The organism is Methylocella sp. (genome assembly GCA_037200525.1).
Classification (GTDB): domain Bacteria; phylum Pseudomonadota; class Alphaproteobacteria; order Rhizobiales; family Beijerinckiaceae; genus Methylocapsa.
The window spans coordinates 1-15,811 of sequence record JBBCGG010000001.1 but is presented as its reverse complement, the minus strand read 5'-3'; the positions used below and the strand labels follow the sequence as shown (position 1 = coordinate 15,811).

General features: G+C 59.8%; 11 protein-coding genes and 4 pseudogenes. 8 read left to right on the top strand and 7 right to left on the bottom strand.

Translation table 11 applies throughout. The annotated features are described in order from the left end of the window. Nucleotides 1-269 precede the first annotated feature (269 nt). Together WDN46_00075 and WDN46_00070 are read right to left on the bottom strand one after the other, a co-directional pair. Nucleotides 270-485, bottom strand: a complete 216-nt coding sequence (locus WDN46_00075; protein ID MEJ0091885.1) for a helix-turn-helix domain-containing protein — start codon at nt 483-485, stop codon at nt 270-272. A 199-nt stretch (nt 486-684) separates the two neighbouring features. Beyond that, a pseudogene (locus WDN46_00070) lies at nt 685-1,232 on the bottom strand (NAD(P)-dependent oxidoreductase). Between the two features lie 240 nt (nt 1,233-1,472). Here WDN46_00070 and WDN46_00065 point away from each other — a divergent pair. The 3 genes from WDN46_00065 (at nt 1,473) to WDN46_00055 (ending at nt 3,956) form a co-directional block, all read left to right on the top strand. Beyond that, on the top strand, nt 1,473-2,342 hold the full coding sequence (locus tag WDN46_00065; protein MEJ0091884.1) for an NmrA family NAD(P)-binding protein: 870 nt from the start codon (nt 1,473-1,475) through the stop codon (nt 2,340-2,342). Nucleotides 2,343-2,560: 218 nt separating this feature from the next. Further along, a complete protein-coding gene (locus WDN46_00060; GenBank protein MEJ0091883.1) occupies nt 2,561-3,076 on the top strand; it encodes a DoxX family protein in 516 nt (171 codons plus the stop codon). 122 nt (nt 3,077-3,198) lie between these two features. Then, nucleotides 3,199-3,956 (top strand): IS5 family transposase gene (locus WDN46_00055; protein ID MEJ0091882.1). Its coding sequence is split into 2 segments (ribosomal slippage): nt 3,199-3,538 and nt 3,538-3,956, totalling 759 coding nucleotides; the frame shifts between segments, so codons are not numbered across the junction. A 152-nt stretch (nt 3,957-4,108) separates the two neighbouring features. On the opposite strand, the pseudogene WDN46_00050 reads toward WDN46_00055, so the two are convergent. Next, a pseudogene (locus WDN46_00050) lies at nt 4,109-4,447 on the bottom strand (IS5 family transposase). Between the two features lie 517 nt (nt 4,448-4,964). Further along, nucleotides 4,965-6,167: an IS256 family transposase gene (locus WDN46_00045; protein ID MEJ0091881.1), complete on the bottom strand. Its 1,203-nt coding sequence runs from the start codon at nt 6,165-6,167 to the stop codon at nt 4,965-4,967. A 548-nt stretch (nt 6,168-6,715) separates the two neighbouring features. Here WDN46_00045 and WDN46_00040 point away from each other — a divergent pair. From WDN46_00040 to WDN46_00020, 5 genes and pseudogenes are all read left to right on the top strand, one after another. Next, nucleotides 6,716-7,663: an AEC family transporter gene (locus WDN46_00040; GenBank protein ID MEJ0091880.1), complete on the top strand. Its 948-nt coding sequence runs from the start codon at nt 6,716-6,718 to the stop codon at nt 7,661-7,663. 56 nt (nt 7,664-7,719) lie between these two features. Further along, the gene (fumC, locus tag WDN46_00035; GenBank protein MEJ0091879.1) at nt 7,720-9,126 is read left to right on the top strand and encodes a class II fumarate hydratase; all 1,407 of its coding nucleotides are present in this window, start codon (nt 7,720-7,722) and stop codon (nt 9,124-9,126) included. A 13-nt stretch (nt 9,127-9,139) separates the two neighbouring features. Further along, the gene (locus tag WDN46_00030; protein MEJ0091878.1) at nt 9,140-10,678 is read left to right on the top strand and encodes a carbohydrate porin; all 1,539 of its coding nucleotides are present in this window, start codon (nt 9,140-9,142) and stop codon (nt 10,676-10,678) included. Between the two features lie 57 nt (nt 10,679-10,735). Then, nucleotides 10,736-11,507, top strand: a pseudogene (locus WDN46_00025) (IS481 family transposase). 64 nt (nt 11,508-11,571) lie between these two features. Next, a protein-coding gene (locus tag WDN46_00020) for an IS5 family transposase (protein MEJ0091877.1) occupies nt 11,572-12,329 on the top strand; the annotation gives its coding sequence in 2 pieces (ribosomal slippage) (nt 11,572-11,911 and nt 11,911-12,329; 759 coding nt in all). A 20-nt stretch (nt 12,330-12,349) separates the two neighbouring features. Here WDN46_00020 and WDN46_00015 read toward each other — a convergent pair. From WDN46_00015 to WDN46_00005, 3 genes and pseudogenes are all read right to left on the bottom strand, one after another. After that, a pseudogene (locus WDN46_00015) lies at nt 12,350-12,841 on the bottom strand (IS110 family transposase). Nucleotides 12,842-12,972: 131 nt separating this feature from the next. Then, nucleotides 12,973-14,253: a tyrosine-type recombinase/integrase gene (locus WDN46_00010; protein MEJ0091876.1), complete on the bottom strand. Its 1,281-nt coding sequence runs from the start codon at nt 14,251-14,253 to the stop codon at nt 12,973-12,975. Between the two features lie 178 nt (nt 14,254-14,431). Beyond that, nucleotides 14,432-15,811, bottom strand: a 1,380-nt coding sequence (locus WDN46_00005) for a recombinase family protein (protein MEJ0091875.1), incomplete at its 5' end; no start/stop codon positions are given.

Here is a 15,811-nt window from a genome sequence, read left to right as displayed (position 1 = left end):
AACCATTTTATGGGTCTGGGCCCTAGGGGAGCCTCGTCGATCGCCAGAGTTCATTTGGGTGGATTGGGCATCATATGGAAGTAAATTAGGATTATGTCAAGCATTTACTGGGTTTATGTAAGGCTATATACGATCCTAATCTTAGTTCTTCTTGTGTCATCTTGTAGTATTTGGATGTATAAGGATGGAAATTCATCCCCGCTCAATTGCAAAGGGCGCGAGAGCCCGAACTGGTCCCCTCGCGCCCTCGGATGGCGCATAATTTTCGATCAATATTCGCTGGTCGATCCGCACATCCGCGCCTTGATGAACTCGCGCAGGCTCGAATCCGGATATCGAACCGAGCGTCCGATTTTCACGAACCTCGGACCCGTTCCAGACAGTCTCGCCTTCGCCAGCCATGATGATGAAAGGTTGAGGGCTTTCGCCGCGTCTTTCGGGTGCAAAAGGGAATCGGCGCTGCTCGCCTTTATTAACGGTTCCATGAGGCCTTTCTTTCGTCTGTCTGCCATGGACGAAGGATCTCACAAGGCTTGCCGCAAAATTTCGGTTTGTTGCCGCAAAACAAAAATCGGCGAGGGACCTAACCCCGCAAGTTTGATTGCTTACGAGTTGCTGGCCCTGACTGAAAGACTGACGGGCTCGCGCCGAATATCGGGGCGCCAAGCGCACAATCGCCAAACGTCATGCGAAGGCTGCCATGAACCCTTGCTTCTCGCTTTTCTCGACCGGGCGGCCGACCCGCGTCATCGGGCGCATGCCGACGCGAATCGGCCGCCCCGACCGGCGCGCCGCCCATTCGGTGAGACCCACCCGCCCGAGCGGCGGATCGATGTAGAGCGCGTAGCCGGTGATCCGGCCGCTCACGCGACGCGCTTCGCCATCGAGAAGGTTTGCGGCCACGATCTCGAAATCGTTATAGGCGGTGTGGGTGAACGCCCCGCGACCGTTGCAGTCGCCCAGCGCCCAGATGCCCGGCGCCGTTGTGCGCAACGCATCGACCATCAAGTATTCATCGCGAATTGGATCGCCGGCGAAGAAGCTTTCGACAATCTCGCGGTACCGGCGGCATAGCGCGTCTGTGCGGAGAGACTTGCGCCGGACGTGTGTGGCGTCATGCCGTTGTGCGGCATGGTGCGCCAAGGATGACTTGCGGACGCAGGCTGCGGATACCAGACATCACCCGCATAGCCGGCGAGTTGACTGCTCTTCAGCGCATCCACCAAGGCGTTTATTTTCACGGATAGATCAGCCGAAGCTCCCGCTCCAACGGCCACAGACGCAGTCAGGCGACGGTTAGCCTGTACCCGTGCGGGGACTACTCGAATCGTGAGTCTGCGTCTATTCTTCCTAACATTGCCTAACAACAGATAACATTCAGCTTCCGAGATCTTGAATATCGGTAACCAAGGAGCCTAGTCGACTCGAGTGCAGCAGGGCTCGTTGTTTGGCCGACAGGAGGACAGAACATCATGAAGATACTAGTTATTGGGGGAACCGGAACCGTCGGTTCCCTCGTCGTCCAGGGGCTTGTTGCAAAAGGTTTCAGCCCCCTGGTTTTGAGTCGGAGTCCAGCCAAGGCGGCAAAACTTCCCGAAGGCGCGATTTTGGTAGCAGGAGATTTGCTTGACCCGTATGCGGCCCGCGACGCCTTCAAGGATGTCGATCGCGTATTCATGGTAAACGCGGCGAGTACGTCAGAAGCGTTTGAAGGCGTCACGGCCGTACTGCTCGCCAAAGATGCCGGAGTAAAGCGCTTCGTCTATTCGAGCACGCACCGCGCGGATTTAACCCCATTCCTGCCAATCGGCGGCGCCACGAAACTTTCAGTGGAGAACGCGATAGTCGTGTCCGACATTCCCTACACAGTGCTTCGGCCGAATAATTTTTTTCAAAACGACCTTTGGTATGAGGCTTCAATTCTCGGGGACGGGATCTACCCTCAGCCGATCGGCTTTAAGGGCATGTCGCGCGTCGATGCTCGCGACATTGCGAAAGCCGCTGTGTCCGTCCTACTCGGGGATGGGCATGAAGGAAAAACCTACAACATCACCGGCCCAGCGGTGCAGACGGGGCTCAGTTGCGCCGCCGTGTGGGCGGCCGCGCTGAATCGACCCGTTAAATATGCGGGAAACGATATGGAGCTATACGCGCGTATGCATAACTTCCTGGGACCAGCCCTGGTCTTTACGTACAGCCGCCTCCTCGAATTTTATCAGGAAAATGGCCTCTTAGCGGCAGAAGCGGACATCTTCGACACAACCAAGTTGCTTGGCCGCGGGCCGCGCTCGCTCGAAGCCTTTGCCGAAGAGACCGCCAGGAAGTGGCTCGCAGCAAAATGACGGCAATCCAGCTCAGAATAACGGTGGTCGGCGGCGGCCTGTCGAACTCCGAGCGACGGCTTGACTTCGCGACTCCGCTGCCCACTATGATCGTTGAGGGCTTGGCAAATCGTGTGTAGGTTTGCCGGAGGTTGCGCCAATAGGAGTGCGAGCGTGCCAGACCGAAGTATTTGATTCCCGGTCCGGACTTCTTAGCAAATAGTCCGGTCGGCTGATGGATGAATGGCGTTGTTACCTACGTCGCGCTGGAGGGGCATTCGACCACCGCCTCTGGCTCAGAACGAACACGAAGAGAAGCAGGAATGATTACAAAGCAAAAAGGTTTGCGATTAGCTGACGCGGCCTTAAGAACTCTACTCGCCTTGTTGTTTCTCGTGGCAGCGGGAATGAAGTTTGCCTCAGTCCAATACGAAGTATCGGGGTTCACCTTCTTCGGGTACGCGATGTGGTTTATGTATCTTATAGGGTCCCTGGAGCTTACCGGATCGATACTCCTGCTCATCCCCGGATGTGCGGCCTTTGGCGCACTTTTGCTGTCAGCGGTAATGGTCGGCGCCGCGTGGACTCTTGTTCGTGTTGGGGCTCCTTTAAGTGCTGTGGCGCAACCGGTCGTGCTGCTACTGGTTCTGGCTGGAATCGCTTTCGCGCGGCGAAATGAGCTGCTTATCTTTAGGAACGGGAAGGCGGCGCCTGAACGCCTCCCACGCAGCGGAAATGACCAAATCACTTTTTGATGCTCGTTCGGGGTGTATCCTCCGAGAAGCAATAAGTCGCGTTTATCTTCTAGGGCCCAGACCCATAAAATGGTTGGCGTGACAGGCGGATTGTGATTCACAGCTTCCGAAAGGAAGCGACTATGAATCGGGATCAATTCTGGCTGACGGACGCGCAGTTCGCGAAGATCGCGCCGCATCTTCCCACGGACACGCGCGGCAAGGCGGGCGTCGATGATCGCCGGGTGGTCAGCGGGATCATTCATGTGCTGAAATCTGGCGGACGCTGGATTGACGCGCCGCTGGAGTACGGGCCAAAGAAGACTCTCTACAATCGCTACGTTCGCTGGGCTGCTAAGGGCGTTTGGATCGATCTGTTCCACGCGCTTGCGCAAGCAGGCGGGCCGCCGGCGCAGGTCCTCATCGACTCCTCGGCGGTCAAGGCGCATCGCTCGGCCAGTGGCGGCAAAGGGGGGAGAAGAATCAGGCCATCGGCCGTTCGCGCGGCGGGCGCACAACCAAAATCCACGCATTGACCGATGCGGACTGCCGCCCGCTGTCTTTCATGCTCACCGGCGGCCAAATCGCCGATTGCTCGGCGGGCGCGGAGCTTATCGCGCGACTTCCTCCTTGCGAAATCCTCCATGGCGACAAGGGCTACGACGCAAATGCGATCCGTCGGCAGGTCGAGGAGCGCGGAGCTATGCCGAATATCCCGCCCAAGGCCAATCGCAGGTGGAAGAACTGCTTCTCGCCCTTCCTCTATCGAAACCGCAACGCCATCGAACGCATGTTCTGCCGCCTGAAAGACTTCAGGCGCGTGGCTACGCGCTACGACCGAAACGCATTAAACTTCCTCGCCACAGTCTGCATCGCCGCTACCGTTTGCTACTGGTTGTGAGTCTGGACCCTAGTTAATGTCGATGAGAGATGATAGAATGACTATCGGTCATGAAGATTACGTCCTGTGAGAGACATGCGCATGCAAATCCGAATGGCGGCGATTTGGACGAACTCGAGATAGCTCGTTGTGGTTTAGGCGGTAGTGACGAATTACCTGAGCATGATAGCGATAGCGGCGAGCAATACGAAGCCTCGGTAGTTTGCGAGGAGCTTGTCGTATCGGGTTGCGACGCGCCGGAACTGCTTCAGTTTATTGAAGAAACGCTCGACGAGATTGCGCTCCTTGTAGAGCGCCTTGTCGTAGGGGAGCGGCGCGCGGCGATTGGATTTTGATGGGATCACCGGCTCAGCCTCACGCATAAGAACAGCCTTGCGCAAGTGATTGGCGTCATAACCTTTATCGGCGATGATCGCATCGGCCGCAAAGCTTTCGATCAGGGCGTGCGCTTTTGTGATGTCGTGGCGCTGTCCAGGTCCGAGAAGGAGTTGCGCGCGCATGATAATTGGGTTGGTCCAGCAGCACAGCCCGGATCGCCTCGCGTGGCGCTTGTGGCGTCGGTGACAAATGCATCGGCTTTGAAGAGCACCCACTTAAACGGCAAATAGCTCGCCAGGTGCGCATTGCCGCGCATTGCTCGGCAGGTCGGCCTTGGAGTAGCCGAGCAGCTTGATGAAAGTGACACCGTCGCGGCCCATAGCCGCGACGTTGTCGGAAGTTTGGCCGGTCGAGCGGCCGACCGCCGGCGTTGTCGAAAGCGATCACCCGGCGATCGGCGGCGAGGGCGTTCACGGCGGCGGGGTCCCGCGCATCGATATTGCCCGAGAAGCGCGGCGACAGAACCAACGGCGTTCCAGTCGATGGCTTAGGCTGGCGATAGGTGAAGCGGATCCCGCCGCCTTCGACGTAACGGATGGGCGCGGTTTCCCGCGTGGCGCCGTAACGGTTCGCGGGCGAAGGTTCGGTCAAGGACTGTCAGGAATCTTGTGTGCGGGGCGAGTTGAGCCATCACGCTTGAACGAACCTTTCGTCGAACATGATGGCGAATTGGGTTTTTGCCTCGAACCACTCGCGCGGCGGCATTTTCCACTCTCGGGCGGTGTCGCGCGAGACGAGAAATAGGAGTTTCGTCGCGGCATCATCGGTCGGAAAATAGCTCCTTGTTCGCACCGCGCGGCGTAGTTTTGCGTTGAGCGACTCGATGGCGTTGGTCGTGTAAATGATGTGCCGGACGGCTTCCGGGAAGGCGAAGAACGGGATCACACGCTCCCAATTGCGCCGCCAACTTTGTGCGATCGCCGGATATTTTTGCCCCCAATGGCTGGCGTCGAAGGCATCGAGCGCCGCATTGGCCGCATCGGCGTCCTTGGCCCGGTAAATTATCTTCAACGCGCCGGCCAGGGCTTTGCGGTCCTTCCAGGAGGCGAAATCCATCGAATGGCGAATGAGATGGACGATGCAGGTTTGAACGATCGTTTGCGGAAAAACGGCGTTGATCGCCTCCGGAAAGCCTTTCAATCCGTCGACGACGGCGATCAACACATCATTGACGCCCCGGTTCTTCAGCTCGTTCATCGCCCGCAACCAGAATTTGGCGCCTTCGGTGTTTTCGATCCAAAGGCCCAGAATATCTTTCGTCCCGTCCGCCTGGACGCCGAGCGCAATGTAGACGGCCTTGTTACGCACCAGGCCTTCGTCGCGGATTTTGACCCTTAAGGCGTCGAAGAACACCAGCGGATAGCTCGCTTCCAGCGGCCGATTCTGCCATTCGCCGACCGTCTCCAGGACCGCGTCCGTCACCGTCGAAATCAAATCAGGGGAGACGTCGAGCCCATAGATCTCAAGCAGATGCCCTTGAATCTCGCGAACCGTCAGGCCGCGCGCATACATCGATATGATCTTCTCGTCGAAACCCGGAAACCGGCGCTGGTATCGGGCGATCAGCTTCGGATCGAACGTTCCTTCGCGGTCGCGCGGGATGCGGATATCGAGCTTCGAGGTCTCCGTCAGCACGCTCTTCTTCGAATAGCCGTTCCGATGGTTTTTCCTGCCCTCGGCCGCCTCGACATCGAGATGATCGTCGATCTCCGCGTTCAACACACATTCGGCCAGAGCCTTCTTCAGCTCATCGAACAAGCCGTCCTTATGGAAAACTTCCTTCGGATCGCGGCCTGGCAGAAGTTGATCCAGGGTGTCTTTCTTGATCGCCATAATCGCCCTCCATCGGCGTCATTATGGCCCCGCACCAGGATTCCTGACAGTCCTGTTCGGTCATGTCATCCTCCAGGCGCTCTTAAGAAAACACCGCGGACGATGACATGACGGCGATCGGATCGAGATTACAAGGCATAAGGCGGTGCAAAGCCCTGTTACCAAGGCCGCTCGGATGAGCGAGCAGCCGGCAGGCGTGTAGAGCGCCCACGGAGCCGACGGACTCTCGCAGAGTCCGCCAACCGCCTCGCAAAAGGCATAAGAGTTTTGCATTATAGACGCAGACTCACCATGCGAGTAGTCCCCGCACGGGCACAGGCTAACCGAGGCCGCCCATCGGAGATGCACCATGGCTCTTTGTTGTCTTCGCCCAGCGGATCGCGGCCGAGCGCGTACCGCCGGTCCGCAAGCTGATGCTCGTCGGCGCTGCCGCCGAGCGTTTCGTCGTCGACGGCGGCTGACGAGATACTGGCTTCAGATGACCTCAATTGATATCGCTTTAACACGGCGGCCGCCACTCTGCGCCGTCGCGAGGGGAGTTTCTTGTCATGACGCAGACCATCCTGGCGGCGTTGCTTCCCGTCATTTTCGTAGTCGCTCTCGGACTATTGGCGGCTCATCTCGGCATCATCGACAAGAAGTCGGCGCCTGTCTTCGCCGACTTCGTGGTACGCTTCGCTCTACCGCTCGCGCTTCTCGGAGGTGTCCTAAAGATCTCTCCCGTCACAATCGAGAACGGCCCCTATCTTATTTCGATGGTCGTCGGCTTAATGGCGCCTTACGCCGTCGCGTTCGGCATCGGCAAGGCGATCTTCCGCCGCAGTTTGAGCGAAAGCGCTCTGCAGGCGCTGGTCTGCGCCTTCCCCAGCATGGCGTATTCAGGGCTGCCGGTGCTGGAGGCCGTGGTAGGTCCTCCGGGACTGCTGGCGGTCGTGGTGGGTAATTTGGTCACCAGCGTAATCATGATCCCGCTGACTCTGGTCCTCGTTCAAATCGGGCTCGGCGCAGGGAAGGCGGAACAGAACGTAGGGCCTCTCATCGCCAGGAGCCTAATTGATGCGGTGAAGCAACCCGTCGTCTGGCTGCCGATTTCAGGCGCCGTCCTGGCGCTCGGCGGAGTCCATCTTCCACAGGTGCTGGAGCTTTCGTTCGACCTCATCGGCAAGGCCGCCGCTGGCGTCGCCCTGTTCACCTTGGGACTTATCCTCTACGGCCAGCGGCTGCGTCTGGATCGCGACATCGCGTTCAACGCTCTGCTGAAGAATATCGGGCAGCCGGCAGCCATGTTCGGATTAACGTTGCTGCTTGGAATCCATGGCGCGCCGGCCCGCGAGCTGTTTCTAACCGGCGCGATCCCAACCGCGACGGCGGCATCCATGCTCGCGCTGCGCTACCGGTCTTACGCGGACGAGGCCGCCGCCTCCACACTCGTGAGCACAGTCGGATCGGTTGTGACCATAACTGTCGCAATCATCCTCGCGGAGCATCTCCTGTGAGGCACACGGGACGCTTTTCCATTTGCAAGATGATCCTATGAATCAGGAGAATGACCATGACTGACTTTCGCACCGAAACCGATAGCCTCGGTGAGGTTCGCGTGCCTGCCGACAAGCTCTGGGGCGCGCAGACCCAGCGGTCGCTGGAGCATTTCAGCATCGGCAAGGATCTGATGCCTCGGGAAATGATCGGCGCATACGCGATCTTGAAGAAGGCGGCGGCTAACGCCAACCATGCCGGCAAGAGGCTCGACGATCGCGCCCATAGTCTGATCGTCGAGGTTTGCGACGAGATTCTAGCCGGCCAGCATCAGGACATGTTCCCGCTGCACGTGTGGATGACCGGCAGCGGCACGCAGTTCAACATGAATGTGAACGAGGTGATATCCAATCGCTGCAGCCAGCTCGCCGGCGCGCCGCTTGGCGGCAAGACTCCGGTTCATCCAAACGATCACGTCAACATGTCGCAATCGTCGAACGACACGTTTCCCTCCGCGATGTATATGGCCGCCGCGATCAATGTCACGCAGCGCCTGATCCCCGCGGTGAAGGCCCTGCGCGACGCCATTGCGGCGAAGGCCGCGGATTGGGCCGATATCGTCAAGATCGGCCGTACTCATATGCAGGATGCAACGCCGATCACGCTCGGACAGGAATGGTCTGGCTATGCGGCCATGCTCGCGGACGATCTGGAGCGCATCGACGACGCGCTGAAAGGCGTCTACCGCCTGGCGCTAGGCGGTACGGCCGTCGGCACCGGCATCAACGCGGCGCCGGGATTTGCCGAAGCGGCCGCCGCCGAAATCGCCAGACTGACGAGCCTGCCTTTCGTCACCGCGCCGAATAAGTTCGCCGTGCAGGGCGCCCATGATGCTTTGGTGCAGCTCTCAGGCACGCTCCGCACCTTGGCGGCATCGCTCTATAAGATCGGCAACGATATCCGGCTGATGTCCTGCGGCCCTCGCGCAGGCTTCGCCGAACTGCTGATTCCGGAGAATGAGCCAGGCTCCTCGATCATGCCGGGCAAAGTCAATCCGACGCAAGCCGAAGCGCTGACGATGATCGCGGCGCAGGTGATGGCGAATGACGTGGCGGTCGGGTTCGGCGGGGCCGGCGGCTATCTGGAGATGAACGTCTATAAGCCGCTGATGATCTATAACATCGCTCATTCAATCACGATCATGACCGATGGATGCGTGAATTTCCGCAAATATCTGGTTGAGGGAACAAAGCCGAATCTCAAGAAGATCAAGGAGTATGTGGACCGCTCGTTGATGCTGGTGACGGCGCTGGCGCCAGTGATCGGCTACGACAAGGCCTCGAAAATCGCGCATTACGCGATGGACAATGACCTCACGCTAAAAGCTGCGGCTCTAAAACTCGGATTCGTCACTGAAGAGGAATTCGACCGCGTGGTCGACCCGGTGAAGATGGTCAAACCCTACGTCGCAACCAATGGGTAGAGGCAGACGATAGATGCGCGGGCGCCCGCTGACCGATACCAGCCGACGCGGCTCCCTGTATCCGATGGGGTTGCAACATTTTGCTGCAGCTCTGGGGCGCCATGCGCTGGCCGCGGCGCGCGTGCGGTCATCGTTTCTGGCAGTATTGGCGATGGTTGGCGCGGTCGCGTTCCCGGCTTTCGCCGCATGCGCGCAGGAACGGTCGCAGGAGACGCCGGCACCGGCACCGCAGTTCGTTAACGGCCCAGGGCCCAGCCAACCGACGGCCTCTTCGGGAATCGGCCCTCTGTTTCAGGCGCCTTTTGGCAGGGATCATCTGCTGGGAGATTGGGGCGGCTTGCGGACATCGCTATTAAGCTACGGCGTCAATGTCGAGTTTGATTACCTAACGGAATCGGCAGGCAATCCGTTGGGCGGCCGTCGACAGGGGATTGAATCGGCCGGACAGATCGGGCTGGAAATTGATCTCGACTTTGCGAAAATCACTGGTTGGCAGGGTTTTGCCAACCACATGATGATCGTGCAGCGCAACGGCCGAAATCTGAGCGCGGACGACATCGGCGATAACATCGCGACGGCGCAGGAGATCTTCGGCGGCGGCGGCAATGTTCTCGCTCACTTGGTGTACGCTTACGGCGAGCAGGAGCTGGCTGACGGCCGCATCGATATTGCAGCAGGGCGGCTGCCCATTTTAACATATTTCGCCGCCTCGCCGCTGAACTGCTATTTCATGAACGTCATAGCCTGCGGCAATGCGCAGCCATTGGCGGAGTATCCGGGAATAACGGAATGGCCAGCAGCAAACTGGGGCGGCCAGATCAGGGCGCTGCCAACCCTCAGCACCTATGTCATGGCGGGCTTGTTCGAGGTGAATCCGAATAATGGCGGCATATCGGGCTGGTCATGGGGAGAGCCGGGCGCGACCGGTGTCAGCGTACCGATCGAGGTGGGCTGGGAGCCGAGATTTAGCGACGACAACCTTGTGGGTCACTACAAAATCGGCTTTGACGAGGACACCTCGCCCTATCCCAATCTTTTGAATGACGCGGCCGGCCATCCCGCTTTGATTAGCGGCAATGCCGCGGCGCAAGCATCCGGACGGCGGCAGTACTACGTCCTGCTTGACCAAATGCTGGCGCGGACCGGTCCCAGCGATACCGACGGCCTCATTCTACTGGGCGGCTACATCCACGCCGATAGCGCGACATCCGCCCTGTCAGACCATGCCTACCTTGGCTTGCTAACTAGCGCAGGTCTTCTTGGTCGCCCGGAAGATTCCTTTGGCATAAAGTTCGATTATTTAAAAATGAGCGCCGCGCTGACGCAGGCGCAGGAACTCGAACAGGAGCTTGGTTTGCCGCTCAGCAACGGGGGGCTCGGGCCCGCCTTCGGCATACAGACGCACGAAGAGGTCTTGGAGGCCGCCTACACGGCCCGCGTTTATCCCGGGGTCACCATAATGCCCGACATTCAATACATTATGCAACCAGGCGCCACGACGACCTTTCGCAACGCGCTCGTGTTGGGGATTCGCACCAACGTGCGGTTCTAGGTGTTTGGTCCCGGGGAGCCGTGACGCTAAGCTGAGCCGTGAGGCGGAGGAAGCGTTATAGCGGATATTCTTCATGGCAGCGCCCGGACAACGCCGCGAGTTCGAGCCGAGTTCCAAGCGTCGAAAGAGAAGACGGGCGTCCTCGCCAGACGTTACGGGCTGAGTCGAACGACAGTGGCGAAATGGCGCTCGCGCTCCGGGACAGCCGATGCGCCGATGGGGCCGCGCGAACACCGGAGCACTGTCCTGACGCCGGTTGAGGAAGCCATGATTGTCGCGTTCCGGCAGCGGACACTGCTGCCGCTCGACGATGTCATGGGATGCCTGCGCGACAGCCACCCGAAGCTGACGCGATCAAGCCTGAAGCCTGATCGCTGTCTCGAACGCCATGGCGTCTCGCGGCTGCCCACGAGCGAGACGCCGACGAAACACGGCCGGTTCGTACAGACGGCGATCGGCTATGTCCACATCGACAGCTGCGAACTGCGCCATGCGGACGACAAACTGATCATGTTCACTGATCATGTCCCTGGCCATCGATCGCGTCTCCAAGTTCGTCTATGTCGAGTTCCACGACCGCGCCGGCAAGATGGAGGGCGCGGCTTTTCCGCGCAACGTCGCGGCGGCCTTCCCCTACAAAATCCACACGGCGTTGACCGCCAACGGAATGACCTTCGCCGACCTGCCCAAAAACCGCCACGGCCCCAGCCGCCGATTTCTCGGTCCGTATATTTTCGACCGAGTCTGCATCGAGCATGGCATCGAACACCGGCCGACCAAGCCTTATCATCCATGGACCAACGGCGAAGCCGAACGCAGGAACCGCACCAGACCCATAAAATGGTTGGCGTGACAGGCGGATTGTGATTCACAGCTTCCGAAAGGAAGCGACTATGAATCGGGATCAATTCTGGCTGACGGACGCGCAGTTCGCGAAGATCGCGCCGCATCTTCCCACGGACACGCGCGGCAAGGCGGGCGTCGATGATCGCCGGGTGATCAGCGGGATCATTCATGTGCTGAAATCTGGCGGACGCTGGATTGACGCGCCGCTGGAGTACGGGCCAAAGAAGACTCTCTACAATCGCTACGTTCGCTGGGCTGCTAAGGGCGTTTGGATCGATCTGTTCCACGCGCTTGCGCAAGCAGGCGGGCCGCCGGCGCAGGTCCTCATCGACTCCTCGGCGGTCAAGGCGCATCGCTCGGCCAGTGGCGGCAAAGGGGGGAGAAGAATCAGGCCATCGGCCGTTCGCGCGGCGGGCGCACAACCAAAATCCACGCATTGACCGATGCGGACTGCCGCCCGCTGTCTTTCATGCTCACCGGCGGCCAAATCGCCGATTGCTCGGCGGGCGCGGAGCTTATCGCGCGACTTCCTCCTTGCGAAATCCTCCATGGCGACAAGGGCTACGACGCAAATGCGATCCGTCGGCAGGTCGAGGAGCGCGGAGCTATGCCGAATATCCCGCCCAAGGCCAATCGCAGGTGGAAGAACTGCTTCTCGCCCTTCCTCTATCGAAACCGCAACGCCATCGAACGCATGTTCTGCCGCCTGAAAGACTTCAGGCGCGTGGCTACGCGCTACGACCGAAACGCATTAAACTTCCTCGCCACAGTCTGCATCGCCGCTACCGTTTGCTACTGGTTGTGAGTCTGGACCCTAGAACTCTTGAAGCGAGCCGGTATGTCGATGGTCGCGGTGAAAGCCAAGGAGACGATCGGGCCGACGCCCGGGATCGTCATCAATCGCCGGCACACGTCATCTTCGCGGACGATCGACAACAGCTTTCGGTGCAGTTTCGCGACCTGCTCGCGGAGCGTGCGACGAGCGTCAAGCAAAGACGCCATGATCTCCGCAAGGTCTGGCATGCCTTCGACAAGTTCGACAATCCGTTCCTCGAATTCGATCAAACCGACGACGCCAACCTTGAGCCCAAAGTTGCGCAGCAGGCCACGGATATCGTTCTCGACGGCGATGGCTTTCTCCTGCAGCAGCTTGCGGGCGGTCAATAAAGCGCGCCGCTTCTGGCTTGTAAGCGTCTTCACATGCACGGGCCGGAAAAGGTTGACGCGCATCATCTGCGCGATGCCGCGCGCATCATTGCGATCGCTCTTGTTCACTTGAGCCTTCAGGAAGGCCTTCGTATGCCGCGTCTCGATGCAGCCAAGACCAGCCCTATGCCGAGAGTTTTCCGATGTCCACCGGTGGCGCAGATCAGACTCCCCATATAGCCAAGTGGCGCTTGGATTGAACTCCGAGGGACCAGCTCCCGCTTCAACGCCCTGTTCACCCTTTACATTCGGTCCACGCGTCTCAGCGGCACAACCACATCTGCGGCGCCCTTGTCCGACTCTCCCATTGCGGTGATCAACATGCCGCCGATTTGCTCCGAGGCCCGGCGCAGTGGGTCTGCGTCAAGATGAGCGTAGCGGGCGACTGTCGTCGCTTGCGCGTGGCCAAGCAATTTACCGATAATCGGCAGCCCAAGCCCAGCGCCGGCGCCAAAGCTGGCGTATGTGTGCCGCAGGTCGTGGAGGCGCACGCCGATCAGGCCAGCGCGCTTTGCGACGAGAATCCAAGGACGATGGAGGTCAGCGCGTGGAGTTTCGCGATCGGCGCCGCTGCTTTGGCCGGCGATGACGTAGACGCCCATCCGCGGCAAGTCCGCCAGCACCTTCATAGCTGGTGCGTTGAGCACAATGGTTTTGCGGCCAGTCTTGCTGTCCGGCAGCAGTAACAAACCCCGCTCGATATCGACATAATCCCACTTAAGCTCGAGGATTTCGCGTAGACGGGCGCCGGTGAGGATAAGGAGCCGGAGAGCAGCCGCGGCGTGCGGACCAATGTTGGTCACGCGATTCTTCTTCGGAACGTGCTTGGCCGTTGGCTTCGTAGCGTCGATTTGCCATGGGATCCCTGTGGTTTCCGCCTCGCGGACGGCGTCGCCGAGACGCGCAAGCTCTTCTGATGTGAGGAAGCGCTCGCGGCGCTGCTCGCGGAAGGCCTCGATATGGGCCGCCGGATTGTGCCCGCGTTTCACCAACCCGCAAGCAGCCGCGTAGCGGTAGACAGAGCCAATGCATTCGATGACGCGGTTTGCCGTCATCGGCTTTGTCTCCCCGATGTGATGGTGCAATTTTACGATGTCGCTTTCGCTGACAACGTCGAGCTTAATGGCGCCGATAACAGGAGCGGCGTGCTTGCGGAGGTAAATGCGGTAGTTGACCACCGTCCTCGGCTTAAGCTTAGCAACAGCCTGTTCGGCAAGATAGCGTTCGGCGAAGTCGCGGAATATTGGCGTTTTCCGCGCGCGCGAGCGTGACGCCGCCGGGTCTGCGCCAAGCGCAGCCTCGGCCAATATCTCCTTTGCCGCGGCGCGGGCCTGGTCGGGCGTCAGCGTTCCGACGGCGCCGAGCACCATGCGTCGTTTTGCAACGCCACGACCTCCAGCGCCCGGCCGGTACTCGACAAACCAGCTTTTCGCACCGCTTTTTGCCGCCCGGAGCCCGAAACCCTTGAGGTCGGCGTCGTATAGAGTGAGGGGGCAGACGTCCGCGCTAATCGCATCGATCATGCGTTTGGTTAACTTTGCAACAGGCATTGTATGGGCCTCGTGTCGCCACCCAGTCGCCACCAGAAAAGAAACTGGAGGCGGCGTCGTCAACCCACGTATTAAGTAAACGTTTGATTTGCAAGAGATTGTGTACGACAAAGAACGTTAGGGAATGCTCAGGATAGCAAGACTTTCATTCTCATAACCTGAAGGTCACAGGTTCAAATCCTGTCCCCGCAACCACTTTTACCGAACGAACGAACTCTTCGTGAACAGCCCCGAGAGTCGGGGCTCCTCCACCAGCGTGCTGCGCCAGATGGACCATTCGGGGGAGATCGCCGACGAGTTCCACTTCGAGGTGGCCGTTTTCAGTCGGCCGCAAGATCACCTGATCGATCAACGAGCGGATGATTTCGATTGCCTCTGTGCGCGTGGCCTCCGCCTGCAAGAGGGTCTGCAACGCCGCGACCCTGCGCCGGTAGGCGGCGGCGAGATTGGGATGGAACCGCACCGGCTCGTGCACGACTCCGGCCAATTCTTCCGCGACATGGACCTTGCGCTCTTCAAAGGCTTCCAGCTTCGTCTGAACAGTCGGACCTCTTAAATCCCCGGAAGCGACGGCGTCGAGCAGGTTATCGATCCGGCGCTCGAGATCCTTCTGTTCCCGCGCGAGCGCTTCGCGCCGGGTATCGCGATCGCGCCGGCCTCGATTGATCTCTTCGTTGAAGGCCCGGACAAACTCCTCGACGAGATCGAGCGCCAGCAGCTGGCGCTGCAGAGCGTCGATAATCCAGCTGTCGATTTCGCTTCGACGAACGCTCGCGCGATTGACGCATGTTCCTTGCCTCCGGGCGGCGGAGCAGGCGATATAGTCTTTGCCGATTGGCGCGGCTGCCCCGCCGCAAACGCCGCAAACCGCTTTTCCAGTCAGGAGATGGCGAGGCCGCCGGCGGGTCCAGAACTCGGTCGCGCGCGCCTTGACGACCGGGCCGCTGGTCCTAATGGCGCCGAGCCGCGTCTGGACGCGGTTCCAGAGATCATCGTCCACGATGCGCAGGTCAGGGGCATCGTGACAAATCCACTCCTCAGACGGATTGAGCCGCGAAACCCGCCGTCCCGTCGCTGGATCCTTACTGTAGCGCAATCGATTCCATACGAGCCGACCGACGTAGAGTTCGTTGTGGAGGATGCCTGTGCCGCGGAGGGCATGGCCGCGGATCGTCGTATCGCCCCAGGGACGACCGCCGGGCCCCGGCGTTGACTCCCGATTGAGTTCGGCTGCGATCCGGCGCGGTCTTTTCCCCGCGGCGAAGTCTGCAAAAATGCGACGAATCACCACGGCCTCGGCTTCGATGATTTCGCGGCCGCCGCGCTCGCCGTCCATGCTGCGGACGACTGTGTAGCCATAGCAAAGCCCGCCGCCCGAACGCCCCTTTTCGATGCGTCCGCGCAGCCCGCGGCGCGTCTTGTCGGCAAGGTCCTTAAGGAAGAGCGCGTTCATCGTGCCTTTCAGCCCCACGTGCAGCTCGGTGATTTCGCCCTCCGCGAGCGTCACGATGCGAACGCCTGCAAAGCTCAT

What these genes read in the sequence shown, in the direction of transcription:
- WDN46_00040 (MEJ0091880.1), top strand. Translation starts at nt 6,716, where the DNA reads ATGACGCAGACCATCCTGGCGGCGTTGCTTCCCGTCATTTTCGTAGTC.
- WDN46_00010 (MEJ0091876.1), bottom strand. Translation starts at nt 14,253, where the DNA reads ATGATCGATGCGATTAGCGCGGACGTCTGCCCCCTCACTCTATACGAC.
- WDN46_00030 (MEJ0091878.1), top strand. Translation starts at nt 9,140, where the DNA reads ATGCGCGGGCGCCCGCTGACCGATACCAGCCGACGCGGCTCCCTGTAT.
- WDN46_00045 (MEJ0091881.1), bottom strand. Translation starts at nt 6,167, where the DNA reads ATGGCGATCAAGAAAGACACCCTGGATCAACTTCTGCCAGGCCGCGAT.
- WDN46_00060 (MEJ0091883.1), top strand. Translation starts at nt 2,561, where the DNA reads ATGAATGGCGTTGTTACCTACGTCGCGCTGGAGGGGCATTCGACCACC.
- WDN46_00065 (MEJ0091884.1), top strand. Translation starts at nt 1,473, where the DNA reads ATGAAGATACTAGTTATTGGGGGAACCGGAACCGTCGGTTCCCTCGTC.
- fumC (MEJ0091879.1), top strand. Translation starts at nt 7,720, where the DNA reads ATGACTGACTTTCGCACCGAAACCGATAGCCTCGGTGAGGTTCGCGTG.
- WDN46_00075 (MEJ0091885.1), bottom strand. Translation starts at nt 485, where the DNA reads ATGGAACCGTTAATAAAGGCGAGCAGCGCCGATTCCCTTTTGCACCCG.